Origin of the sequence: Xanthomonas sp., from assembly GCF_017163755.1 — a bacterium.
Lineage (GTDB): Bacteria > Pseudomonadota > Gammaproteobacteria > Xanthomonadales > Xanthomonadaceae > Xanthomonas_A.
In genome coordinates this window covers 1-23,961 of the sequence record NZ_JAFIWC010000001.1, presented here as the reverse complement: position 1 = coordinate 23,961, position 23,961 = coordinate 1, and the positions used below count along the sequence as shown (strand labels likewise).

The window sequence follows — 23,961 nt, the reverse complement described above, 5'->3', positions numbered from 1 at the left end:
CCCCCCTTAACAGAAGGGGGGCTTTGCTCCAGAGGCATTGCGTGTCGCCCAGCACGCTGGACGGCATGCGTTACCGATGGACTCTTGAAGCGCGCGGGTAACGGTGCGCCGGGTATGATCGGGCCCATGAATGCTTCCGTCCTTCCTTCCGATCCCCGTATCTGTTTCCTCGCCAGTACCGCGCCGGGGGCCGTGCAGGCGCGCGACCAGCTGATCGCGCGCTATGGCGACTGCGCGCCGGCCGACGCCGACGTGGTGTGCGCGCTGGGCGGCGACGGCTTCATGCTGCAGACGCTGCATCGCCACGGCGGCCTGGGCAAGCCGGTGTTCGGCATGAAGCTGGGCACGGTCGGATTCCTGATGAACCAGTACCGCGACGACGATCTGGTCGCGCGGCTGGCGCAGGCCGAGCCGGCCAAGTTGCGCCCGCTGGAGATGCTGGCGCAGACCGAGTCCGGCACCACCACCGGCTCGCTGGCCTACAACGAAGTGTCGCTGTTGCGGCAGACCCGCCAGGCCGCGCACGTGAGCATCGACCTCAACGGCCAGACCCGCGTCGACGAGCTGATCTGCGACGGGGTGATGGTGGCCACCACCGCCGGCAGCACCGCCTACAACTTCTCCGCGCACGGGCCGATCCTGCCGCTTGGCTCGCACACCATCGCGCTGACCCCGATCGCGCCATACCGCCCGCGGCGCTGGCGCGGCGCCATCCTCAAGGCCGACACCGAAGTGCGCTTCCGCGTGCTCGATCCGTACAAGCGCCCGGTCAGCGTCACCGCCGACTCGCACGAGACCCGCGACGTGGTCGAAGTCACCATCCGCGAATCGCGCGACCGCCTGGTCACCTTGCTGTTCGATCCGGAGCACAATCTGGAGGAGCGGATCTTGAGTGAGCAGTTCATGGTGTGAATGCCGGGACTGGGGACCGGGGACCAGGGACCCGGGACCCGGTAAAGGCAGCCGCTGCCGGCTGCCACAACACCAGTGCTCGGCTAAACTCTGCCGCGAGACGCTTTCCCGGTCCCCGGTCCCGTCGCTCCAGCCCGCGAATCCCCATGTCCGACAACTCCCCCCGCCTGCTAACCGTCGCCGTCACCTCGCGTGCGCTGTTCGACCTCGAGGAAGGCCATGCGCTGTTCGAGCAGCAGGGCCTGGAGGCGTACAGCGCCTACCAGCGCGAGCACGAGGACGACGTGCTGGCGCCGGGCATGGCGTTCCCGGTGGTGCGCAAGCTGCTGGCGCTCAATCAGGGCACGCCGCCGGACACGCCGCGGGTGGAGGTGATCCTGCTGTCGCGCAACTCGGCCGACACCGGGCTGCGCATCTTCAATTCGATCCAGCACTACGGCCTGGGCATCGTCCGCGCCACCTTCACCTCCGGCGAGGCCACCTGGCCCTACGTCAAGCCGTTCGGCACCGACCTGTTCCTGTCAGCCAACCCCGAATCGGTGCGCCGCGCGCTCAGCCACGGCATCGCCGCGGCTACCATCCTGCCCAAGCCGCCCGGCGAACACGCGCAGGAAGCGGCCGCGGCGGCCGGGGTGATCGATTCCGAGCGCCTGCCCACGCAGCTGCGCATCGCCTTCGACGGCGACGCGGTGATCTTCGGCGACGAGGGCGAACGGCTGTCGCGCGAGCAGGGCGTGGAGGCGTTCGGCCGCCACGAGCGCGAGAACGCGCGCGAGCCGCTCACCGGCGGGCCGTTCCGCAATTTCCTGTCCGCGCTGCATGCGCTGCAGGCGGCGTTCCCGCCGGGCGAGGCATCGCCGATCCGCACCGCGCTGGTCACCGCGCGCTCGGCGCCGGCGCACGAGCGGGTGATCCGCACGCTGCGCGAATGGGGCGTGCGCCTGGACGAGGCGCTGTTCCTCGGCGGCCGCCACAAGGGGCCGTTCCTGCAGGCGTTCGGCGCCGACATCTTCTTCGACGATTCGCAGCACAACATCGACAGCGCGCGCCTGCACGTCGCCGCCGGCCACGTGCCGCACGGCGTGGCCAACGACATCGCCAAGCCGTGAACGAGGAAAAGCGTGCCAGCGGCGGCGGCAGCCGGCTGGCGCGGCTGCGCGCATTGCTGCGCGGTGCCGCCCACGCGCCTGCGCCTGCGCCGGGAAGGCCGTACGTCGAGCGCGGCTGGCGCTACACCAGCCTGCAGTTCAAGGGCGAGGTGACCCAGAGCCGCATGTACACCTGGTGGCCGGACCTGCTGGAGGTGGGCTACACCCGCAGCATGCTCGGCGGCCTGCTGCTGCGTCCGACGCCGCGCTGCATCGGCATCGTCGGCCTGGGCGGCGGCTCGCAGGCCAAGTTCTGTTACCGCCACCTGCCGCAGGCGCGGATCGAGGCCATCGAGAGCGATGCCGACGTGCTCGCGCTGCGCGAGGCGTTCTGCATTCCCGCCGACGATGCGCGCCTGCGCGCCGAGCACGGCGATGCGGCGCACCTGCTGCCGCAGCGGCGCGGGCGCTACGACCTGCTGCTGCTCGACGCCTACGATGCCGACGGCATTCCTGCGGCGCTGGCCACGCCCGGCTTCTACGCCGCCTGCCGCGCGGCGCTGAGCGAGGACGGGGTATTGGCGATCAACCTGTACGACACCGACACCCGCCAGCACGTGGCCTGGCTGCGCCAGGTCTTCGATGGCCGCGTGCTGCGCCTGGACGAGCCGGAGATGGACAACCTCGTGGTGTTCGCGTGGACCGGCGATCTGCGGGTGGTGGATACGGGCGCCGCACTGGCGCGCCTGCCGTGGTCGGCGCGCTGGCAGCTGCGGCCGACGTTCCGGCGCCTGCAGCAGGCGTTCGAGGCCACGGCCTGGCGCCGCTGAGCGGCCTCGCTCCGCATGTCGGTCGCCCGTCACTGTGGGAGCGACTTCAGTCGCGACGAGCGCAGGCGGATACCATCTTGGTTCCGGTACGTTGTTGGAGCGGATGCATCGAGCAGTCGGGACTGAAGTCCCTCCCACAGTGCAGCCAACTGGCTTGCCGCAAGTCCTTGTGGGAGCGGCTTCAGTCGCGACGAGCGCAGGCGGATGCCATCCTGGTTCCGGTACGTTGTTGGGGCGGATGCTATCGAGCAGTCGGGACTGAGGTCCCTCCCACAGTGCAGGCCAGCTGGCGTGCCGCAAGTCCTTGTGGGAGCGACTTCAGTCGCGACGAACGGAGGTGGAAGTCGCTATGGTTTCCGCGATCTGTGGGATGGGCGCGAAGCCTGCACCCACCGCGTCGGTCGCAAGCTTCCTGTAGGGACTCTGGCCACGGGCCATCAGTCGCGACTGAAGATTTCTTCCGGCATCGATGTCGCGGCTGATGGCCCGCGGCCACGAGAGCCGCTCCTACAGGGGCAGCAGGATATTGCTGAGCTTCCAGCGCAGCCCGTCGCGGGTGAACACGCACGGCACCGCGGTGCCGTCGGCGGTGTGGAGGGTGGCGACGAAGCGCGAGGTCGATTCGAAGCGGTGCTCGGCCTGCCGCAGCGGTTGCAGCGGACGCGGCGCCGCGTAGGTGTCGCCGCCCACGGTGTCGCCGCGGGCGCGCTTCCACAGCGCATCGCCCTGCAGCAATGCGGCGACCCCTGCCGGGGTGACCATCGCATCGACGCCCATTCCGCTGACGCTGCCGGCCAGCGACAGCAGCGCGCCGCCGAACAGGCCCGCCTGCAGCTCGGGCCCGGCGCGGCGCAGCAGCGCATCGTCGACCTGCGCCTTCAGGTTCACGCGCAGGGTGGGGAAGTCGACGTAACGCTCCAGCGCCGCCGCGTCGCGCTGTTCCAGCGCCTGGCTGATCCCGCGGATCGCCAGGTACGGCCCGGCGACGACGTAGCCGCCGAGGGCGAGCAGGGCGAGGAACAGCAATGCCAGCCATTTTTTCATCGTGTGCCTCTTCGGTAGCAAGCTACAGGGAGCGTTGTATCTTCAGAATTCCAGATCCAGCGCCGCGCACAAATAATCCACGAATGGCCCCAGCGTCGCCAGATCGGCGGCGATCAGCGCGCGCAGCTTCGGCCCGGTCATGGTGGCGTCGTCGAGCTGGCGCCAGAACACCCAGTTCTTGTGCTTGAGGTCGTCGATGAACTCGAACTCCGGCGGGAACCCGCGCGGCGGCCGCACCAGCATCTCGCTGGCCTCGAAGTCGAAGCGGCGGCGCAGTTTCGGCGCATGCGCGGCGGCCTTCCAGCTGCCGGGGTTGTCGAAGATGAACTGGCGCACCTTGCGCTGCGTGTCCGGTTCCGGATGCCACAGGCCGGCGCCGACGAAGCTCTCGCCCGGCTGCAGGTGGATGTAGAACGACGGCGCCGGCACCAGCTTGCGCCGCTCGTGGAACAGGCGCGCGCCCTGCCAGGTCTTGTACGGCGACTTGTCGTGGGAAAAGCGCGCGTCGCGGTGGATGCGGAACAGCGAGCCGCCGACGCCGCGCGGGTCGGCCTGGAAGTGGGTGCTGACCTGGGCCAGGTCCGGCTGCAGGTCGGTGATCAGGCGCAGGAACGGCTGGCGCACGTGCGCCTCGTACTTGGGCCGGTTCTCGTTGAACCAGGCCTTGTCGTTGTGCCGGGCCAGGGCACGCAGGAACTTGAAGCTGGCGTCGCTGAAGTAGGCGGTCATAGGGTGCGTTGCAGGTCCTTGCCCCAGGCGGCCAGCTGGTCGAGCAGGCGCTGCTTGGCGGCGTCGTCGGAATGGGCCAGGCGCAGATCGGCGATCTGCGCATAGAAGCCGTCGAAGCTGAGTTCGGACAGCTCGTTGTCGTGCTGCAGGCGCTGGCGCCGGTAGTCGTCCCAGCGCAGCTGCTCGACGATCGACAGCGTCTGCGGCCAGTTGCGCGCGCGGTAGCGGAACAGCAGCTCGGGCAGGCGCGGGTCGCGGAAGCCGTGTTCCAGCGGCGCCAGTTGCGCCGGCGGCGTGGCGCGGACCTGCGCCATCAGCCGCTTGTCGGCGTCGGCGAGGAAGCCGTCGTACAGCGAGGCGTCGGCATCGGCGACAGTGCCGGCGCGTTCGTTGCCGAACACCCGGCGCACCTTCTCGGCCAGCTCCGGGCCGGCCTGGCGCAGGCGCGCGGCCTTGGCCTGGATCTGCGCCGGATCGATGCACAGCCGGGCGAAGTCGTCCTCGCGCAGGTGGTTCCATGCCACCAGCGCCGGCGCTTTGTTCAGGTGCACTTCCTTCAGCGCGATGCGCTGTTCGCCTTCGGGCAGGTCGGCCTGCGGCGTGTACAGGCGGTCGGCGATCTGCTCGGGGCTGTAGCGCAGCAGCGGCTCGATGTCGCCTTCCAGGTCGAACACCAGCACCCGGCTGTCGATGCGCGGGTGCCGCGCCAGCGGCAGCACCGGTGCGGCGCACAGGCGCGTGGCCGGGTAGCGCATCGACACGTGCAGCACCGGGTTCATCGCCACCACGTCGAGCAGGCCGCCGCAGAAGCGCTTGTCGCGCAGCTTCAGCGCGTAGTCCCACAGCCGCGGCTGCCGTTCGCGGAACAGCCTGGCCATGCCGATGGTGGCGTGGACGTCGGACAGCGCCTCGTGCGCATCGCCGCTGCGCACGTCGTTGGCCAGCGCCAGCTGCTCCAGCTTGAACGAGGTGGCGCCGTCCTCGCGCCGCGGCCAGACGATGCCCTCCGGGCGCAGCGCGTGCATCAGCCGCAGCATGTCCAGCAGGTCCCAGCGCGAATTGCCGCCGCGCCATTCGCGTTCGTAGGGGTCGTGGAAATTGCGGAACAGCCCGTAGCGCACGAATTCGTCGTCGAAGCGCAGCGAGTTGTAGCCCAGCGTGCAGGTCTGCGCACGCGCCATCTGCTCGGCGATGCGCGAGAACGCGTCGGCCTCGTTGACCCCGTCGCGCAGCGCCTGCTGCGGGGTGATGCCGGTGATCAGCGTGGCGATCGGCGACGGTAGCAGGTCGTCGGCCGGCTGCACGAAGAAGCTGATCGGCTCTTCGACCACGTTCAGCGCCGCATCGGTGCGCACCGCCGCGAACTGCGCGATGCGGGTGCGGCGCGGGTCGGCGCCGAAGGTTTCCAGGTCGTAGAAGAGGAAGCTGTCGGGCATGGTCGGACCAGAGCGGTGTGGGGTAGTGCGCGTCGGCCGCGGATGCAAACGCGCGGTCTCGCTTTTGTAGGAGCGGCTTCAGCCGCGACCAACGCTACCGGTAATGCCGGTCGCGGCTGAAGCCGCTCCTACAGGGTAAGACAGATCGCCTCAATGCGCGCCGTCCAGCGGCGCCAGCCGCGCGTGCACGATGCGTTCCAGCCAGGCCCAGTCGATCCGCGACAGGTCGCTGTGGCCCTGCGTGGCCTGCACCAGGATATCGCGCTGGATCTCGCTGCGCCGCAGCGCCAGCGCGTACGGCGTGCGCAGGAAGGTGACCATCGTGTAGTGCGGCACGAAGCGGGTCGGGTGGCGCTCCTGCAGCGCCTGCTCGAGCTGGCGCTGCAGCAGGAACCCGGCGTCGCCGACCCGGTCGCGCATCTCGATGTAGTTCTCCAGCGCCATCTGCTGGATCGCGCGGGCGTTGGGCTTGCGCTCGGCCTCGAACGCGGCGTACGCCCGGCCCAGGTCCGATTCGCGCTGCAGGTGCGCGGCCAGCGCCACGCAGTCCTCGAACGCGCAGTTCATGCCCTGGCCATGGAATGGCACCATCGCGTGCGCGGCGTCGCCGAGCAGCACCGCGCGCCCGTCCAGGTGCCAGCGCTCCAGGCTCAGCGTGCCGAGCAGGCCGGGCGGATGCTGTTCCCAGTGTTCGGCCAGCTGCGGCATCAGCGGCAGCGCGTCGGGGAAATCGCGCGCGAACAGCGCCAGCGCCTCCTGCCCGCTGCGCGTGGTGGCGAAGCTCGGCTCGCCCTCGTTGGGCAGGAACAGGGTTACGGTGAAGGTGCCCTCGTCGTTGGGCAGGGCGATGCACATGTAGTGGCCGCGCGGCCAGATGTGCAATGCGTTGGCCTCGATGCGGAAGCCGCCGTCGGCGCCCGGCGGGATCTCCAGCTCCTTGTACGAATGGTCCAGGAACTCGGTGTGCTCGGCCACCGGCGCCTTGCGCTGCATCGCCGCGCGCAGCGCCGAGCCGGCGCCGTCGCTGCCGATCATGCTGTGGAAGCGGATGTCGTGCGGCTGGTCGTCGCGGTCGTCGATGAAGCGCGCGTAGCCGGCGTCGAAGTCCACCGTGTGCAGGCGGCGGTAGAAATGGATGGTGGCGCCGGCCTGCTCGGCCAGCTCCAGCAGGGTGATGTTGAGGTCGTTGCGGTGCACCGACCAGATCACCTCGCTGTCGTCGCGGCCATAGCGCTGCAACTGCTGGCGGCCATCGGAGAAGTGCACCATGCGCCCGCGCATCATCACCGCCTTGGCCATCACCGCGGCGTCGGCGCCGGCCTGGCGCAGCGCGTGCAGGCCACGCTCGGCCAGGGCCAGGTTGATCGAGCGGCCGCGCTCGTAGTCGCGGATGCGCGGATCGCCGCGGCGCTCGTAGACGGTGACGCGCCAGCCCTGCCGCGAGAGCAGGATGGCGAGCAGGGAGCCGGCCAGGCCGGCGCCGATCAGGGTGATGCTGCGGGGGGAGGCGACGCTCAAGAAGATATCCGGCAGGAGGGGCGGCACGCGCCGCGAAAGGCGGGACGGCTCAGACGCCGGCCCAGGTTTCCACTTCCTCGACGAAGCGGTAGACATCGCGGTAGCGGTTGTACAGCGGCACCGGCGCGATGCGGATCACGTCCGGTTCGCGCCAGTCGCCGAGCACGCCGACCGACTGCAGGTACTCGAACAGCGCGCGTCCGCGCGCGCGCCCGCCGGCCACGCGCAGCGACAGCTGGCAGCCGCGCTGCGCCGGGTCGGCCGGGGTGACGATCTGCAGGGTGTCGGCCAGGCGCGCGCGGATCAGCGTCTCCAGGTAGCCGGTGAGCTGCAGCGACTTGCGCCGCAGCGCCGGCAGCCCGGCGCGTTCGAACAGTTCCAGCGACGCGCGCAGCGGCGCCATGCTCAGGATCGGCGGATTGCTCAGCTGCCAGCCGTCGGCGCCGGGCGCGGCGACGAAGTCCGGCGCCATCTGGAAGCGGGTGCGCTTGTCGTGGCCCCACCAGCCGGCCAGGCGCGGCGTGTCGCCGTGGCCGTGGCGCTCGTGCACGAAGGCGCCGGCGACCGCGCCAGGGCCGGCGTTGAGGTACTTGTAGTGGCACCACACCGCGAAATCCGGCGCGTCCTCGTGCAGGTTCAGCGCGACGTTGCCGACCGCGTGCGCCAGGTCGAAGCCGACGTTGGCGCCGGCCGAGCGCGCCAGCCGCGCCACCTGGCCCAGGTCGAAGGCCTGGCCGGTGCGGTACTGCACGCCCGGCCACAGCAGCAGCGCCAGGCGCGGGCCGTGCGCGGCGATGGCGCGCTCGATCGCGTCCATCGACACGGTGCCGTCGGCGCCGTCCGGCTGCACTTCGATCAGCTCGGTGGCCGGATCGAAGCCGTGGAAGCGGATCTGCGAGGCCACCGCGTGCTGGTCGGAGGGGAACGCGCCGGCCTCGATCAGGATCGCCGGGCGCTCGCGCGTGGGCCGGTAGAAGCTCACCATCAACAGGTGCAGGTTCACCGTCAGCGTGTTCATCGCCACCACCTCGTGCGGCAGCGCGCCGACCAGCCGCGCCAGCGGCGCGGCCAGCAGCTCGTGGTAGGTCATCCACTGGGTGTCGCCGGTGAAGTGGCCTTCCACCGCCAGCGTGGACCATTTCTCCAGCACCTCCTGCACCGCGGCGCGCGCGCCGCGCGGCTGCAGGCCGAGCGAGTTGCCGACGAAGTAGGTCTGGTCGGCGCCCTGGTGCTGCGGGAACAGGAATTCGCGGCGCAGCTCGCGCAGCGGGTCGGCGGCATCGAGCGCGGTGGCGTGGGTGCGGGTCAGGATCTCGTTCATCGGCGGCAAGTGGCAAGACGACGGCACAGTCTACCGGTCGCGGCGTAGCGCTTCGTCGGCGGCAGCGGGTGGCAGCAGCGCGCTGCGCAGCAGGTGGGTGAGGGTGCCGACGCTGTCGGCGACGCGGTCGCAGGTATCGGCCAGGGCGAGCAGGGCGGGGGCTTGGTCCGCGTCCTGGGCGCGCGCGGCCAGCGCGTCGGCCAGGCGCCGCTCGTCCTGGCGCAGCGTCGCCGCCGGTGGCGCGCGTCCGTCGCCGAGGCCCTCGGCCAGCTGTGCCAGCGCCTGCGCGGCCTGGGCGCGGAAGCCGTCCAGTTCCGGCAGCGGCGGCAGCGGCGGGCTGTCGCGCAGCACCGCCTCCAGCGACAGCGACGCGCGGATCAGCCGGTTGGCGTTGGCCAGCAGCGATTCGGCCAGCTTCAGTTCCTGCAGGTTGCGCCGGCGCCGCGGCTCGCCGCGCAGGCGCTCGATCGACGCCTGCACGTTGGTGCGCGCGGTCCGCGCCGCCGCGCGGGTCTCGGCCAGCGCCGCCATGCGTCCTTCCAGCAGCGCCAGCAGGTGCGCGCGGTAGGTCAGTAGCAGCTGCGCCAGCGTGGCGCGGATGTGCCGCCGCTCCCAGGTCGGCCACGCGGCGTAGGCGAACAGCGCCAGCGCGCTGCCGAGCACGGTGGCCTCGATCCGCGCGCCGACCGCCGCGCCGGGCGCCACGTCCTCGAAGGACAGCAGCAGCACCAGCATACCGGTCAGCGAGGCCACGCCCAGGCCGTAGTTGACCTGGGTCAGCAGGCGGAAGCCCAGGCAGAACACGGTCAGCAACAGCAGCCGCACCGCCGCGCCGTCCATCGTGAAGTGGGCCAGCACCGTGGCCAGCAGCAGGCCGGCGAAGGTGCCGGCCACGCGCAGCGCGCCGAAGCTCAGGGTGCCGCCGAAATCCGGCTTGAGCACGATCGCGGTGGTCATCGGGATCCAGTAGCCGTGCGGGATCGCCTGCCAGCGCGCGAACAGCACCGCCAGGCTCAGGCACACGCCGCAGCGCAGCGCATGCCGGAATGCCACCGACGAAAAGGTCAGGTTGGCGCGCAGCGTCTGCAGCGGCGCCAGCGGGCGCAGCGCCGCCGGCAGCTTCGCTTCGGCCAGTTCGGCCTGGATCTCGCCGCGGCTGCTGGCCCAGTGGCCGTTGCGCACCAGCGCGCGCAGCTGTCCGCCCAGGCCCTGCGCGCGCGCCACGGCGATGCGTAGCAGGCGCCGCTCGCGGGTCTGCCCGGCGTCGGCCTGGACCTGCGCCAGCGCTTCCACCAGGTCGTCGAAACCGGTCATCGACGCCTCGGCGGCGGCCGGATCCTCGGCGCTGTCCAGCGCATAGGCCAGTTGCATCAGCACCACCGCGCTGCGTTCGAGCACGCGCTCGATCGGCAGCCGCGCCGGCGATTCGCCCAGGCGCGCGTGCAGGTCGGCCAGGGTCAGCAGTTCCAGCCGGGTGCGCTCGCACAGCTCGGCGATGATCCGGAACGACTGCACCGCCAGCCCTCGCGAGCGGTGTTCGCCGTGCAGCATCACCATCGCCTCGAGCACCGCCTCGGTCGCCGGCGGCGCCTGCGTGGCCTCCGGCCGCTGCCGCGCGATGCCGGCCAGCTGGCGCATCAGCTCGGCCAGGGCGAAACGCTCCGGGCGGTAGCGCCGCAGCGGCCAGGCAGCCAGCGCCATCAGCATCTGCAGCACGCCGCCGGCGAAGATCAGCGCGGCCACGCCCACGCCCTGCGCCGCTGGCAGGCGCACGTCGGCGCTGATCACCAGCAGGATCATGCTGGTCAGCCCGACCCGCGCCGCGACCGGGCCCAGCGCCACCAGCAGGCCGCCGCCCAGGCCCAGCAGCAGCGCCGCGGCCGCCAACGCCGGGGTATGGGCGCCGACCAGCATGCCCAGCAGCGCGGCGCCGCCGGCCGCCAGCGCCGACATCAGCATGCGTTGCATCCGCGCCCGGTACGGGCCGGGCTGGTCGGAGAACATCGTGTTCAGCGCGCCGGTGGCCACCGCCAGGCCGATCGAGGTATGCCCGCTGGCCACGCCGAGCGCCAGCGGCGCGACCACCGCGAAGGTGTTGCGCAGGGCGACGCGCACCGGCACGTCGCGCGGCTTGAGCGCGATCAGGCTGCGCAGCATCGCGGCCGGACGGGCGGATCCTGGATGGCGCGTGCGCTCACGGCGCGGCGGCGGGCGCCGGCAACGGGTGCACCTGCCCGCAGCGGCCGCAGGTGCGCAGCGCCTCGGAGGCGTGGAAGCGCGCGAACACCGGCGGGAAGTCCGTCTCGATGTCGCGCAGCGGGAAGTACTCTTCGTACAGCAGGTGGTTGCACGATTCGCAGAACCACAGCAGGCCGTCGTTCTCGTGCGGCAGGCGCCGGCGTTCGATCACCAGGCCGACCGAGTCGGGCATGCGCTGCGGCGAATGCGGCATCTTCGGCGGCAGCAGGAAGGTCTCGCCGGCGCGGATCGGGATCTCGCGCACCGCGCCGTCCTCCTGGATCTTCAGCACCATCTCGCCTTCGAGCTGGTAGAACCACTCCGGGCCTTCGTCGTAGTGGAAGTCGCTGCGCGCGTTCGGCCCGCCGACCACCATCACGATGAAGTCGCCGGCGTAGACGCACTTGTTGCCGACCGGCGGCTTGAGCAGGTGCCGGTGTTCGTCGATCCAGGCGTGCAGGTTCAGCGGCGCGGGGAGCATGGGATGTCCTTGCGGGAGCGCCGTGGCGCGGGGGCGTGGCCGCTCAGCGGTCGTGGCGGTCCTGGCTGATGCGGGCCAGCGCGGCATCGTAGCGCGCCGGCAGTTCGTCGATGTCGTCCAGGTCGATGCCCAGGTCGTGCACGCGCCCGTCGCGCAGGCTGTAGACCCAGCCGTGCACGCTCAGCGGCTGGGCGCGGCTCCACGCGTCGCGCACGATCGAGGTGCGGCTGACGTTGACCACCTGCTCGAGCACGTTGAGCTCGCACAGCCGCGCATGCTGCAGCGGCAGGTCGCCGGCGCGGTGCAGGCAGGCCTCGTGCTTCTCGGCCACGTCGGTGACGTGGCGGATCCAGTTGTCGACCAGGCCCAGGCGCGCGCGGGTCAGTCCGGCGTGCACGCCGCCGCAGCCGTAATGGCCCACCACCAGGATGTGCCGCACCTTCAGCACTTCCACCGCGAACTGGATCACCGACAGGCAGTTCAGGTCGGTATGCACCACCACGTTGGCGATGTTGCGGTGGACGAACACCTCGCCCGGCGCCATGTCGATGATCTGGTTCGCCGGCACCCGCGAATCGGAGCAGCCGATCCACAGGTACTCGGGCGTCTGCTGCTTGGACAGGCGGGTGAAGAACTCCGGGTCCTCGCGGCTGATGCGGTCGGCCCAGGCGCGATTGTTTTCCAGCAACTGATCGATTGTGCTCATGGGCGCGCATTATCCCAGAAGCCGGCAGCGTGGTGGGAGCGCATCGCTGAGCGTTCGGCTCGGCGCTGCCAGAAACGCGTTCCCCGGAACTGCCTCGCCGCGCACGCGGGGCGGATCGGGCCACGAACGCGTGAGGGTGAACGGCAGCCTAGCGGCGTTTGCGGCCGCCACCTGCGGGCGAGGCTGCCGCGCGCGGCGTCAATGTTGGCAGTGCGGGCATAGATACAGGCGCCGCGAGGCCACGCGTTGCATGACGATCGGGCCGCCGCAGGCGGGGCAGGGCTGGCCCTGGCGCTCGAACACCTGGAAGCGGAAGCCCGGCGCGGTCTGCGCAAGATAGTGCTCGCCGATGCCGGCAGCGTCCTCGAACTTGGCCCGGTAGGCGCGCCGTGGCACCTCGAGCAGCGCATGGGCCAGGGCGTCGCGTTCGGCGGCGGCGAGCTCGGTGGGCTTGCGCTGCGGCGCCAGCCGCGCCTGGAACAGCACTTCCGAGCGCAGGTAGTTGCCCATGCCGGCGGCGAACTCCTGCATCAGCAGCAACGCCGCCAGGCTGCGCCGGGCGAACGGCGCGCTTTGCATCCGGTGCGCGAACAGCGCCGCGGTGGTGTGCGCGGCGAGCACGTCGGGGCCGAGCCTGGACAGGAACGGGTGCGCGGCGATCTCGGCGCTCGGCCATACCTCCACCCACAGCGCGGCGAACAGCGCCGCGGCGGCATCGTCGGCGACCAGCACTACCCGCGCGCGCTCGGCGCCGGCCAGGATCTGCGCCGGCGGGCCGATCCGCCACACGCCGGTCAGCTGGCTATGGGCGAACAGGGTCAGCGCATTGTCGAAGTGGCCGAGCAGCGCCTTGCCCACCGCCTCGAAGGCCTCGACGCGGTGGCCGCGCAGGCGCGACGGATAGCCTTCCAGCGCCGGCAGCGCGAGCCGCACCTGGTGCAGCGGCCTGCCGGCCAGCGCCTGGTTGAGCAGGTCGGCGACGTGGTGGGTTTCGGGGCCTTCGGGCATGCGCCGATTGCAGCAGGCGCACCGTCTAGAGTCGGTGAGCGGTGGCGCGCGGGAATTCGTCGGCTACCGACGGCTGCGGCGGAGCGGGGCGCGGCGGCAATGGCAGGGCCTGTCGCGCCCCGTACGCATCTGCGCGCGCGACTTCAGGATGCCGGCGGCCGCGAGCGCTCGCGCATCAGCGCCGCCACCGCCTGCGCCGACGGATCGGCCTGCGCCTGCAGCGCCGCGGCCACCGCGGCCACGTTGGCCGGCGGGTGATTCTGGCTGAGCTTGAACTTCAGCTCCACCCGCTCCGGTTCGAAGCGGAAGCCGACGATGCCGCGCAGCTGGCGCCGGTGCGCGTCGTTGTCGGGCTCGTAGCGCCAGTCGCTGCCGATCGCGGTCTCGTGGCGCTCGCTGAGCCGCGCCACGAGGTCGGCCAGCAGCGCTTCGTCGTCGCTGACCTGCAATTGCCCATGCAGGTGCGCGGTGGCGTAGTTCCAGGTCGGCACGCGCGCCATCGCGTCCTTGTCCGGGTACCAGCCCGGCGACACGTAGGCGTGCGGGCCGTGCACGATCAGCAGCGCCGGGCCGTGGTGGCGCGACTGCGGGTTCGGGCGCGCCCAGTGGCCTTCGATGACGACGCGCTCGCCGTCGCGGCGGTACAGCACCGGCAACGGGGTGGCGCAGGGCAGGCCGTCGGCGACGGTGACCAGGGTGACGAACGGATCGCGCCCGATCAGCGCGTCCAGCGCGCGCAGGTCGGTCTCGACGAAGGCCTTGGGCGCGTACACCGCCGGCTCAGGCGCGCGTGCCGAGGGTCTGGGTCATACGCTCGCGCAGCGCCGCGTCGTTGTCGGCCTGCGGCGGGGAAATCTCGCTCAGCGAGAAGCCGCGCGCCAGCGCATCGTCCTCGTCCAGGCCGTCGAAGGCGACGAACTCGGCGTCGAACAGCGCCGCGCGGGCGGTGTCCTCGCTGTCGTAGCTGAGGGTGTTGCCGTCGCTGTCCAGCACCTCGGCGGTGCCGGCTTCGCGCACGCGCAGCCGCGCCCATACCAGGATGCGGCCGAGGCTGGCCAGGAACCACTGGTCGGTGGCGGAGGAATGTGAGCTCATGCGGTCACCCGGGAAAGCAGCCAGAGCAGGGCCGCCATGCCCAGGCCGAAGAAGATGGTCAGCAGCGACAGCCAGGCCGGCGTCGCCAGCCCGGACAGCGAGCGGTCGCCGAGCGGGCGGTAGCGCCGCGCGAGCAGCCAGCCCAGCGCCACCGGCTTGAGGAAGGCGCCGACGCCGAAGGCGGCCACTAGCGCCGGATGCCGGTCGCGGATGTGCACCAGGGTCAGCGGCCAGAAGATCACGAACGCGCTGAAGCCGGCGATCGCCACGCCGACGAAGCACAGGGCGAAGAACAGGATCATGCGGCGATCTCGCAAGGGTGCATTAGAACTCCGCGCTGCCCGGCGCGCGCGGGTAGGGGATGGCGTCGCGGATGTTGCTCAGCCCGCAGATGTAGACCACCAAGCGCTCGAAGCCCAGGCCGAAGCCGGCGTGCGGCACCGTGCCGTAGCGGCGGAAGTCGCGGTACCAGCCGTAGTGCTGCGGGTCCAGGCCGAACTGCACCATGCGCGTGTCCAGCACGTCCAGGCGCTCCTCGCGCTGGCTGCCGCCGATGATCTCGCCGATGCCCGGCGCCAGCACGTCCATCGCCGCGACGGTCTTGCCGTCGTCGTTCAGGCGCATGTAGAAGGCCTTGATGTGCTCGGGATAGTTGGTCACCACCACCGGCCGGCCCACGTGCTGCTCGGTCAGCCAACGCTCGTGCTCGGTCTGCAGGTCAAGGCCCCATTCCACGGGGAACTCGAACTTGTGCCCGGACTTCTGCAGCAGCGCGATGGCGTCGCCGTACTCGATGCGCTCGAACGGCGAGTTGATGAACGCCTCCAGCTTGCTGATCGCGGTCTTGTCCACGCGCTCGGCGATGAACGCCAGGTCGTCGCCGCGCTCCTCGAGCACCGCGCGGAACAGGTACTTGAGGAAGTCCTCGGCCACCCGCGCGTCCTCGGCCAGGTCGGCGAAGGCGATCTCCGGCTCGATCATCCAGAACTCGGCCAGGTGGCGGGTGGTGTGGCTGTTCTCGGCGCGGAAGGTCGGGCCGAAGGTGTAGACCTTGCTCAGCGCCAGGCAGTAGGCCTCCACGTTGAGCTGGCCGGACACGGTCAGGAAGGTCTCCTTGCCGAAGAAGTCGCGGCCGAAGTCGACCTGGCCCTTGCCGTCGCGCGGCAGGTTGGCCAGGTCCAGGGTCGACACGCGGAACATCTGCCCGGCGCCCTCGGCGTCGGAGGTGGTGATGATCGGGGTGCTGATCCAGTTGTAGCCGTGCTGGTGGAAATAGCGGTGCACCGCCTGCGCCAGGCAGTTGCGGATGCGGGTCACCGCGCCGAACAGGTTGGTGCGCGGGCGCAGGTGCGCGACTTCGCGCAGGAATTCCAGCGAATGCGCCTTGGGCTGGATCGGGTAGGTTTCCGGATCCTCGACCCAGCCGACCACCTCGATGCCCTCAGCCTGGATCTCGAAGCTCTGGCCCTGGCCCTGCGAGGCGACCAGGCGCCCGCGCGCGATCACCGCGCAGCCGGCGGTCAGCCGCTTCACTTCCGACTCGTAGTTGGGCAGTTCGGCCGGCGCCACCACCTGGATCGGCGCGAAGCAGGAGCCGTCGCTGACGTTGACGAAGGACAGCCCCGCCTTGGAATCGCGCCGGGTGCGGACCCAGCCGCGTACCGTCACCTCGCCGCCCGCCGGGATCTTCCCGGCCAGCGCATGCTCAACGCTCACCACCGTCATGACTTGAATCCTCGCCGCAGCGACTCGATATGGGACAGGCAAGTGTACTGGCTGAACAGCGGCGCTTGCGAGGCGTCGGCGGACATCGGCCGCGCGGCTTGCTTCTATAATGATCGTTCGCAGTCCCCGGAGTCCTACGCATGGCCATCCATCTCACCCCTGTCGCCTACGAGCGCGTGCAGCGTTTCGTCACCCAGACCCCCGGCGCGCTGGGGCTGCGCTTCGGCGTGACCCGCACCGGCTGTTCCGGCTGGGGCCACGTCACCGAGCTGGCGCGCGAGGCCAAGGCCAGCGACGCGGTGTTCGAGCAGGACGGCGTGCGCATCTACGTCGACGCCGACAGCCTGCCGCTGGTCGACGGCACCGAGATCGACTTCGCCAGGCAGGGTCTGAGCGAGACGTTCATCTTCCGCAACCCCAACGCCACCGCCGAATGCGGCTGCGGCGAGAGCTTCACCACCGCCGCCGAGCACGCGTCCGCCGCCGCGTCCTGAGCGCACGCGCCGCGCTCACCACGCGTAGTGGGTCAGCACCAGCTGCGGATCCAGGTCCAGGCGCCTGAAGCCGATCTCGCAGACCTGTCCCTCGACGAACTGCGCGCATAGCGTCTCGGTCAGCCGCAGGCGCAAGCGCTGTTGCCCCAGATCGACCGCGCACACGCGGGCCGCGGCGAAGTCGAAATAACGCCCGACCGCACCGAACGCGGCCTTGAACAGGCTTTCCTTGGCCGAGAACAGCGCGGTCAGCAACGCATCGTGCGGCCATTGCGCGTCGGCAGCCGCCGCCAGCAGGGCCGCCTCCGCCGCATCGATCGCCACGCCCAGCACGGCCTCGCGCGCGGCGGGCGCGAGCAGCCGTTCCAGGTCGATGCCGATGCCACGGGCCTGGCTGGCCGGCAGCGCCACTGCCGCCGCGCAGCCGTCGCTGTGGGAAATGCTGCCCAGGCTGCCGGCCGGCCAACATGGTGCGCGCGCTGCACCGATCGCGATCTCGGCCTGCGCCTGCGCCGAGCCGAGCGCCTCGCCCAGCGCCAGCCGCGCGGCCAAGCGCCCGAACAGGAACTCCGCCTGGCGCTTGCGCACGCTGCGCGCCACGCTGTCCGGGCAGGCGATCGCCGCGGCGGCGAAGGCCTGCGGCTGGAAGCGCCCGGCATCGAAGGCCAGCGCGTACAGCGGCATGCCGTTGTCCAGCAGGTAGCGCCGCGCGCTGCGCAGGGCCGTGACAACCGCTGGCGGCAGGTCCAGCCGCAGCGGCTGGCCGGCATGGGTGCCAGAGGGGCTGGCGAGCAGGTCGGCGCTCACTGGGCGAGTCCTGCGGGCGGGGCGCGCAGCGGGCAATGCGGCGCAGCGTCCCTTGCGGTGCGACCCTTCCGTGCGGGCCTGGGCACGCGCTCGCGGCCTGCGGGAGCGGGCAGGGAAGGCCGCCGTGCAGTGGCCGCGGCGCTCGAGATGGCAAGGGAAAGGGGATTCACCTGGCCAGTGTCGCAAAACCGACGGCGGCCTGGAGTGGCGATCTCGGTCGCGCTGCGGTCAGCAGGCTACGGGCTGCATTGGGCGAGCGTAACCCCGGTCCTTGCGGCGCGCCGCCTGCGCTGCCATACTTTCCGGCTTCCTGCGCCCGTCGTGGCGGGAACCCTTGCCCCACCGCACCCAGTCCGGGTCTCACGGGGGGCTGTCCGGCCCTCGGGCCACATCCGAAAGGTACAACCACATGAGTCGTCATTACGAAATCGTGTTCCTGGTCCATCCGGACCAGAGCGAGCAGGTCCCGGCCATGATCGAGCGCTACAAGTCGCTGGTCGAGGGCGGCAACGGCACCATCCACCGCCTGGAAGACTGGGGCCGCCGCCAGCTGGCGTACCCGATCCAGAACCTGGTGAAGGCCCACTACGTCATGCTCAACATCGAAGTGGACCAGGCCATCCTGAGCGAGCTGGTCGAGAGCTTCCGCTTCAACGACGCGGTGCTGCGCCACCTGGTGATCAAGCGCGACGGCCCGGACACCGAGCAGTCGCTGATCATGAAGAGCAAGGACGAGAAGGGCGACAAGCCCGAGCGCGGTGAGCGCCGTCGTCGCGACGACGATGAGGGCGATGCGCCCGTCGCTGCCACCGATACCGACGGCGACGCCGCCGAAGCCGCTTAAGGAGCACTGCCATGTCCAAGTTCTTCCGTCGTCGCAAGTTCTGCAAGTTCACCGCCGAGGGCGTCAAGGAGATCGACTACAAGGATCTCAACACCCTGCGCCAGTACCTCACCGAGAACGGCAAGATCGTGCCGAGCCGCGTGACCGGCACCAAGTCCAAGTACCAGCGCCAGCTGGCCACGGCGGTCAAGCGCGCGCGTTTCCTGGCGCTGATCCCGTACACGGACAACCACGATATTTGATGTGAGTTGATCCGAGTCCCTCGGAAAGAGCCCGCACATCCATGTGCGGGTTATTTAAGGAATAGCTTGGCTTCGGCGGGGATTTTTCCACTCCCGGTGCTCCATTCCCGATTCCCGGCAATCCCATCCCCGTCCTATTCGGACAGCAAGCGTTGCGCCGGCCTGGCCGGCGCTAACGAATAACGGAGCAACACCATGCAACTGATTCTCCTGCAGAAAGTGACCAACCTGGGCGGGCTCGGCGACAAGGTCGACGTCAAGCCGGGCTATGGCCGCAACTACCTGGTGCCGCAGGGCAAGGCCGTGCCGGCCACCGCCGCCAACATCGCCGAGTTCGAAGCCAAGCGCGCCGAGTACGAAGCCAAGGCGCAGTCGATCCACGCCGACGCCGAGGCCCGCGCGGCCAAGCTGGAAGGCGCCAGCGTGACCGTCAAGGCCAACGCTTCGACCGAAGGCAAGCTGTACGGCTCGGTCGGCCCGCGCGACATCGCCGAGGCGTTCACCGCCGCCGGCCTGCCGCTGGAAAAGGGCGAAGTGGTGCTGGGCGAAGGCGCGTTCCGCAACATCGGCGAGTACGACGTGCTGGTGCGCCTGCACGCCGACGTCGAGGCCACGGTCAAGGTGGTCGTCGAAGCCGAAGCCTGATCCCCGGCCGACGCAGCAATACCGAAACGGGCGCCGCAAGGTGCCCGTTTCGTTTGCGCCGCCCGGTGCCGGCCCCGCGGCCGGCCGGTGCCGCTATACTCACCGATCCGTACCACTTTCCCGTCCATTCAACCGCAGTGGTATCAATGGCTTGGAAGTAGTACCTCACCTGGATATTCATTAGCGGCAGCCGTCGCCGGCACGCCGGCCGCACTGCCTGGATTGCCTGCCCCATGCGCCTGTCCACCATCAAGCTGTCCGGCTTCAAGTCCTTCGTCGATCCGACCACGCTGCACCTGCCGACCAACATGACCGGCATCGTCGGTCCGAACGGCTGCGGCAAGTCGAACATCATCGACGCGGTGCGCTGGGTGATGGGCGAGAGTTCGGCCAGCCGCCTGCGCGGCGATTCGCTGACCGACGTGATCTTCTCCGGCTCCTCGGCGCGCAAGCCGGTGTCGCAGGCCACGGTGGAACTGATCTTCGACAATTCCGACCACACCATCTCCGGCGAGTACGCCTCGTTCAACGAGATCTCGGTCAAGCGCCAGGTCAGCCGCGACGGCAGCAGCAGCTACTACCTCAACGGCACCAAGTGCCGGCGCCGCGACATCACCGACCTGTTCCTGGGCACCGGCCTGGGCCCGCGCAGCTACTCGATCATCGAGCAGGGCATGATCAGCCAGATCATCGAGGCGCGCCCGGAAGACCTGCGCGTGTACCTGGAGGAGGCGGCCGGCATCTCCAAGTACAAGGAGCGGCGCAAGGAGACCGAGACCCGCATCCGCCACACCCGCGAGAACCTGGAGCGGCTGGGCGACCTGCGCGAGGAGATCGGCAAGCAGCTCGAGCACCTCAAGCGCCAGGCGCGGCAGGCCGAGCAGTACCAGGCGCTGCAGGAAGAGCGCCGGGTCAAGGACGCGCAGTGGAAGGCGCTGGAATACCGCGGCCTGGACGGCAAGCTGCAGGGCCTGCGCGAAGCGCTGAGCCAGGAGGAGACCCGCCTGCAGCAGTTCATCGCCGAGCAGCGCGATGCCGAGGCGCGGATCGAGACCGGGCGCGCGCGCCGCGAGGAAGCCGCCGAGGCGCTGAACCAGGCCCAGGCCGAGGTCTACCGGGTCGGCAGCACCCTGGCCCGCATCGAGCAGCAGATCCAGCACCAGCGCGACCTGTCGCAGCGCCTGCACAAGGCGCGCGACGAGACCCAGGCGGCGCTGGCCGAGCTGGGCCAGCACATCAGCGGCGACGAGGCCAAGCTGGCGCTGCTGCGCGAATCGGTCGACGTGGCCGAGCCGCAGCTGGAGCAACTGCAGGAAGACAACGAATACAAACAGGAAGCCCTGCGCGAGGCCGAGGCCAGGCTGGCCGACTGGCAGCAGCGCTGGGAAGCGCACCAGCGCGACGCGGCCGAGTCCTCACGCGCCGGCGAAGTGGAGCGCACCCGCGTCGACTATCTGGACCGGCAGTCGCTGGAGGCCGAGCGGCGCCGCGAGGCCCTGGCCGCCGAGCGCGCCGGGCTGGACCTGGACGCGCTGGCCGCGGCGTTCGAGCAGGTCGAGCTGCAGCACGAGACGCAGCGGACGGCGCTGGATGGGCTCAACGAGCAGGTCGAGGCGCGCAAGCAGGCGGTGTCGGCGCTGCAGGAGCAGCAGCGCGGCGCGCAGTCAGAACTGGCCGAGGTGCGCAAGCAGGCGCAGGCCGCGCGCGGCCGGCTGTCGTCGCTGGAAACCCTGCAGCAGGCCGCGCTGGGCCAGGAGCAGGGCGCGGCGGTGGCATGGCTGAAGGCGCGCGGGCTGGATTCGGCCGCGCGCGTGGGCGAACGGCTCAGCGTGGAGAGCGGTTGGGAAAACGCGGTCGAAGGCGCGCTCGGGCAATTGATCGAGGGCGTGCTGGTCCAGGCGCCGGAAACCCTGGTCGACGCGTTGGGCGAACTGGGCGAAGGCCGCATCGCGCTGGTCAGCAGCGACGAGGAAGCCGGCAGCTTCGCGCCGACCTCGCTGGCGGCCAAGGTGCAGGGCCCGATCGCGATCCGCCGGCTGCTGTCGCGGCTGCACGCGGCCGAGGACCTGGCCGCCGCGCGCGCCCTGCTGCCGCAGCTGGGCGAGGGCGATTCGGTCATCACCCGCGACGGTGCGCGCCTGGGCGAGGGCTGGTTGCGCGTGTCGCGCTCCGGCGCGGCCAAGCAGGGCGCGCTGCTGCGCGAGCGCGAGATCCAGACCCTGCGCGGGCAGATCGACGCGCTGCAGGAGCGCGAGGCCGAACTCGAGCAGCGCCTGGCCGGCTACCGCGACCAGTTGCTGGCGGCCGAGCAGCAGCGCGAGGACGCGCAGCGCCAGCTGTACCTGGCCCATCGCAGCGTGTCCGAACTGGCCGGCCAGCTGCAGAGCCAGCAGGGCAAGGTCGATGCCGCGCGCACCCGCATCGAACGCATCGAAGGCGAGATCGCGCAGCTGGTGGAGACGCTGGACAGCAGCCGCGAGCAGGCGCGCGAGGCGCGTTCGCGGCTGGAAGACGCGGTCACCCGCATGGGCGACCTGGAGGGCGCGCGGCAGCAGCTGGAAAGCGAGCGCCGCCAGTTCACCGAGGCGCGCGACCTGGCGCGCGACGCCGCGCGCCGGGTGCGCGACGCCGCGCACGCGCTGGCGCTGACCCTGGAATCGCAGCGCGCGCAGATTTCCTCGCTGAGCCAGGCGCTGGAGCGCATGGGCAGCCAGCGCGGGCAGCTGGATTCGCGCCTGGGCGAACTGAGCGCGCAGCTGACCGAAGGCGATTCGCCGGTGCACGCGCTGGAAGCCGAACACCAGGCCGCATTGAGCGAGCGCGTGCGCACCGACCGCGTGCTCGGCGAGGCGCGCGCGTTGCTCGACAGCGTCGACAACGAACTGCGCACGTTCGAGCAGACCCGCCAGCAGCGCGACGAGCAGGCGCTGGCGCAGCGCGAGCGCATCGCCCAGCGCCGCCTCGACCAGCAGGCGCTGGTGCTCAGCGCCGAGCAGCTGTCGGCGGCGGTGGTCAAGGCCGGCTTCGTGCTGGAGGACGTGATCAACACGCTGCCCGAGCAGGCCGACGCGGCCGAGTGGGAGCAGGCGGTGCAGCAGATCGACGCGCGCATGCGCCGCCTGGAGCCGGTCAACCTGGCGGCGATCAGCGAATACGGCGAGGCCTCGCAGCGCGCCGAGTACCTGGAGGCGCAGAACGCCGACCTGACCACCGCGCTGGAGACGCTGGAAGAGGCGATCCGCAAGATCGACCGCGAAACCCGCGGCCGCTTCAAGGACACCTTCGACCGGGTCAATTCCGGCGTGCAGGCGCTGTATCCGCGCCTGTTCGGCGGCGGCCACGCCTATCTGGAGTTGACCGGCGAAGACCTGCTCGACACCGGCGTGGCGATCATGGCGCGCCCGCCGGGCAAGCGCGTGTCCAGCATCTCGCTGCTGTCCGGCGGCGAGAAGGCGATGACCGCGGTGGCGCTGGTGTTCGCGATCTTCCAGCTCAACCCGGCGCCGTTCTGCCTGCTCGACGAGGTCGATGCGCCGCTGGACGAAGCCAACGTCGGCCGCCTGGCGGCGATGGTCAAGGAGATGAGCGAGAAGGTGCAGTTCCTGTTCGTCAGCCACAACAAGGCGACGATGGAAGCGGCGCACCAGCTCAGCGGCGTCACCATGCGCGAGCCCGGCGTCAGCCGCCTGGTCAGCGTCGATCTGGAGGAAGCGGCGCGTTTGGCGGGCGCAGCCTGACGTGACATGCTAGACAAGATCCATTCCCCCTGCGCAACCTTGCCGGAGTAACCCCTCAATGTCCGACATGGCCATGCTACGCATCGGCATCCTCGCCGCCGGTCTGCTGCTGATCGCGGCGATCTTCCTGTTCGGTCGTCCCAAGAAACAGACCCAGGGCCGCCGCGTGGAGCCGGCCGACGCGGCGGCCAAGCCGCGCCGCGAGCCGGTGCTCAGCGACGATCCGCAGGCCGCGTTCGACGAACTGCCGGCCGGCGACGCTGCCCCCAGCCAGCCCGAACTGGGCCTGGCCCAGGCCGATGCCGATGCCGCTGGCACCGACCTGGGCAAGCGGCCCAGCCAGGACTTCGACAAGATCGTCTCGCTGTACGTCGCCGCGCGCGCCGGACAGGTGCTGCGCGGCGAAGACATCGTCGTGGCCGCGGAAAAGACCGGCCTGGTGTTCGGCCACATGAACGTGTTCCATCGCCTGATCGAAGGCCACCCGGAACGCGGTCCGATCTTCAGCATGGCCAGCATCATGAAGCCGGGCAGCTTCGACATGGCGCACATCCGCGAGATGGAGACGCCGGCGATCGCGTTCTTTCTGACCCTGCCGGCGCCGCTGACCGCGCTGGACGCGTGGGAAAAGATGCTGCCCACCGTACAGCGCATGGGCGAACTGCTCGACGGCGTGGTGCTGGACGACAGCCGCAACGCGCTGGGCCGCCAGCGCATCGCCCACATCCGCGACGACCTGCGCGCCTACGACCGCCAGCACCAGGCGCCGCCGTTGACGAAGGCGCCGCGCTGGTGAATCTCGGGACTCGGGACTCGGGACTCGGGATTTTCGCAAATTCACCGCATTTGCGCTGTTCTGTAGGAGGGGCTTCAGCCCCGACGCTCTACCGGTAAGGCGTCGGGGCTGAAGCCCCTCCTACAGAAAAATGGGCTGGTCCGTAGCTAGAAAAACCGCTTTTTCTTCAAAGAAACTGGCACTTTTTGCATCAAATCGCTTGACAGCGATTTGCCCCGGGACATCATCCTGCCGTCCCGAGTCCCGAGTCCCGAGTCCCGAGTCC

General features: G+C 70.5%; 23 protein-coding genes. 9 read left to right on the top strand and 14 right to left on the bottom strand.

Annotated elements, in window-relative coordinates; genetic code table 11:
• Positions 1 to 114: 114 nt before the first annotated feature.
• The 3 genes from JR065_RS00115 to JR065_RS00105 all read left to right on the top strand — a co-directional run bounded on the left by JR065_RS00115 (position 115) and on the right by JR065_RS00105 (position 2,830).
• Positions 115 to 912: an NAD kinase gene (locus JR065_RS00115; RefSeq protein ID WP_206231281.1), complete on the top strand. Its 798-nt coding sequence runs from the start codon at positions 115 to 117 to the stop codon at positions 910 to 912.
• A gap of 146 nt (positions 913 to 1,058) precedes the next feature.
• Positions 1,059 to 2,021 carry a 5'-nucleotidase gene (locus JR065_RS00110; RefSeq protein ID WP_206231280.1) on the top strand — a complete coding sequence of 321 codons (963 nt, stop codon included), beginning with the start codon at positions 1,059 to 1,061 and terminating at the stop codon, positions 2,019 to 2,021.
• A complete protein-coding gene (locus tag JR065_RS00105; protein ID WP_206231279.1) occupies positions 2,018 to 2,830 on the top strand; it encodes a transferase in 813 nt (270 codons plus the stop codon). The genes JR065_RS00110 and JR065_RS00105 overlap by 4 nt, the downstream gene beginning before the upstream one ends.
• 507 nt (positions 2,831 to 3,337) lie before the next feature.
• Here JR065_RS00105 and JR065_RS00100 read toward each other — a convergent pair.
• The 13 genes from JR065_RS00100 to asnS form a co-directional block, all read right to left on the bottom strand.
• Entirely contained in the window at positions 3,338 to 3,874 is a 537-nt protein-coding gene (locus JR065_RS00100; RefSeq protein ID WP_206231278.1) for a DUF2939 domain-containing protein, read from the bottom strand.
• A gap of 42 nt (positions 3,875 to 3,916) precedes the next feature.
• Positions 3,917 to 4,603, bottom strand: coding sequence for a DUF2461 domain-containing protein (locus tag JR065_RS00095; RefSeq protein WP_206231277.1), 687 nt, complete (start codon positions 4,601 to 4,603; stop codon positions 3,917 to 3,919).
• Positions 4,600 to 6,039, bottom strand: coding sequence for an exodeoxyribonuclease I (gene sbcB, locus JR065_RS00090; protein WP_206231276.1), 1,440 nt, complete (start codon positions 6,037 to 6,039; stop codon positions 4,600 to 4,602). The genes JR065_RS00095 and sbcB overlap by 4 nt, the downstream gene beginning before the upstream one ends.
• Positions 6,040 to 6,189: 150 nt before the next feature.
• Positions 6,190 to 7,557, bottom strand: coding sequence for an FAD-dependent oxidoreductase (locus JR065_RS00085; protein ID WP_206231275.1), 1,368 nt, complete (start codon positions 7,555 to 7,557; stop codon positions 6,190 to 6,192).
• A gap of 49 nt (positions 7,558 to 7,606) precedes the next feature.
• On the bottom strand, positions 7,607 to 8,878 hold the full coding sequence (gene kynU, locus JR065_RS00080) for a kynureninase (RefSeq protein WP_206231274.1): 1,272 nt from the start codon (positions 8,876 to 8,878) through the stop codon (positions 7,607 to 7,609).
• Positions 8,879 to 8,908: 30 nt separating this feature from the next.
• Positions 8,909 to 11,035, bottom strand: a complete 2,127-nt coding sequence (locus JR065_RS00075; RefSeq protein ID WP_206231273.1) for an FUSC family protein — start codon at positions 11,033 to 11,035, stop codon at positions 8,909 to 8,911.
• A 37-nt stretch (positions 11,036 to 11,072) separates the two neighbouring features.
• Complete coding sequence (locus JR065_RS00070) at positions 11,073 to 11,597, bottom strand: 3-hydroxyanthranilate 3,4-dioxygenase (RefSeq protein WP_206231272.1); 525 nt, start codon at positions 11,595 to 11,597, stop codon at positions 11,073 to 11,075.
• 43 nt (positions 11,598 to 11,640) lie between these two features.
• Entirely contained in the window at positions 11,641 to 12,303 is a 663-nt protein-coding gene (can, locus tag JR065_RS00065) for a carbonate dehydratase (RefSeq protein WP_206231271.1), read from the bottom strand.
• 198 nt (positions 12,304 to 12,501) lie between these two features.
• A complete protein-coding gene (gene nei / locus JR065_RS00060) occupies positions 12,502 to 13,311 on the bottom strand; it encodes an endonuclease VIII (protein ID WP_206231270.1) in 810 nt (269 codons plus the stop codon).
• Between the two features lie 143 nt (positions 13,312 to 13,454).
• Positions 13,455 to 14,084 (bottom strand): FMN-binding negative transcriptional regulator, encoded by a 630-nt coding sequence (locus JR065_RS00055; protein ID WP_206231269.1) that lies wholly within the window; start codon positions 14,082 to 14,084, stop codon positions 13,455 to 13,457.
• A gap of 7 nt (positions 14,085 to 14,091) precedes the next feature.
• A complete protein-coding gene (locus JR065_RS00050; protein WP_206231268.1) occupies positions 14,092 to 14,406 on the bottom strand; it encodes a hypothetical protein in 315 nt (104 codons plus the stop codon).
• Positions 14,403 to 14,708, bottom strand: coding sequence for a hypothetical protein (locus JR065_RS00045; RefSeq protein ID WP_206231267.1), 306 nt, complete (start codon positions 14,706 to 14,708; stop codon positions 14,403 to 14,405). Before JR065_RS00045 ends, JR065_RS00050 begins: the two co-directional genes overlap by 4 nt.
• 22 nt (positions 14,709 to 14,730) lie before the next feature.
• Complete coding sequence (gene asnS, locus JR065_RS00040; protein WP_206231266.1) at positions 14,731 to 16,131, bottom strand: asparagine--tRNA ligase; 1,401 nt, start codon at positions 16,129 to 16,131, stop codon at positions 14,731 to 14,733.
• Positions 16,132 to 16,271: 140 nt separating this feature from the next.
• Here asnS and JR065_RS00035 point away from each other — a divergent pair, with 140 nt between their 5' ends.
• Entirely contained in the window at positions 16,272 to 16,625 is a 354-nt protein-coding gene (locus tag JR065_RS00035; protein WP_206231265.1) for a HesB/IscA family protein, read from the top strand.
• Between the two features lie 15 nt (positions 16,626 to 16,640).
• Here the strand turns inward: JR065_RS00035 and JR065_RS00030 are convergent, their stop codons facing one another.
• Positions 16,641 to 17,432: a 4'-phosphopantetheinyl transferase family protein gene (locus JR065_RS00030; RefSeq protein WP_343237218.1), complete on the bottom strand. Its 792-nt coding sequence runs from the start codon at positions 17,430 to 17,432 to the stop codon at positions 16,641 to 16,643.
• Between the two features lie 409 nt (positions 17,433 to 17,841).
• Between JR065_RS00030 and rpsF the strand changes: the two genes are divergently transcribed.
• From rpsF to zipA, 5 genes are all read left to right on the top strand, one after another.
• Complete coding sequence (rpsF, locus tag JR065_RS00025; RefSeq protein WP_206231264.1) at positions 17,842 to 18,276, top strand: 30S ribosomal protein S6; 435 nt, start codon at positions 17,842 to 17,844, stop codon at positions 18,274 to 18,276.
• An 11-nt stretch (positions 18,277 to 18,287) separates the two neighbouring features.
• Positions 18,288 to 18,518 carry a 30S ribosomal protein S18 gene (gene rpsR, locus JR065_RS00020; protein WP_005926280.1) on the top strand — a complete coding sequence of 77 codons (231 nt, stop codon included), beginning with the start codon at positions 18,288 to 18,290 and terminating at the stop codon, positions 18,516 to 18,518.
• 195 nt (positions 18,519 to 18,713) lie between these two features.
• A complete protein-coding gene (gene rplI, locus JR065_RS00015; RefSeq protein ID WP_206231263.1) occupies positions 18,714 to 19,163 on the top strand; it encodes a 50S ribosomal protein L9 in 450 nt (149 codons plus the stop codon).
• Between the two features lie 233 nt (positions 19,164 to 19,396).
• A complete protein-coding gene (smc, locus tag JR065_RS00010) occupies positions 19,397 to 22,900 on the top strand; it encodes a chromosome segregation protein SMC (RefSeq protein WP_206231262.1) in 3,504 nt (1,167 codons plus the stop codon).
• Positions 22,901 to 22,958: 58 nt separating this feature from the next.
• Positions 22,959 to 23,696, top strand: coding sequence for a cell division protein ZipA (gene zipA / locus JR065_RS00005; protein WP_206231261.1), 738 nt, complete (start codon positions 22,959 to 22,961; stop codon positions 23,694 to 23,696).
• The last annotated feature ends 265 nt before the right edge of the window (positions 23,697 to 23,961 follow it).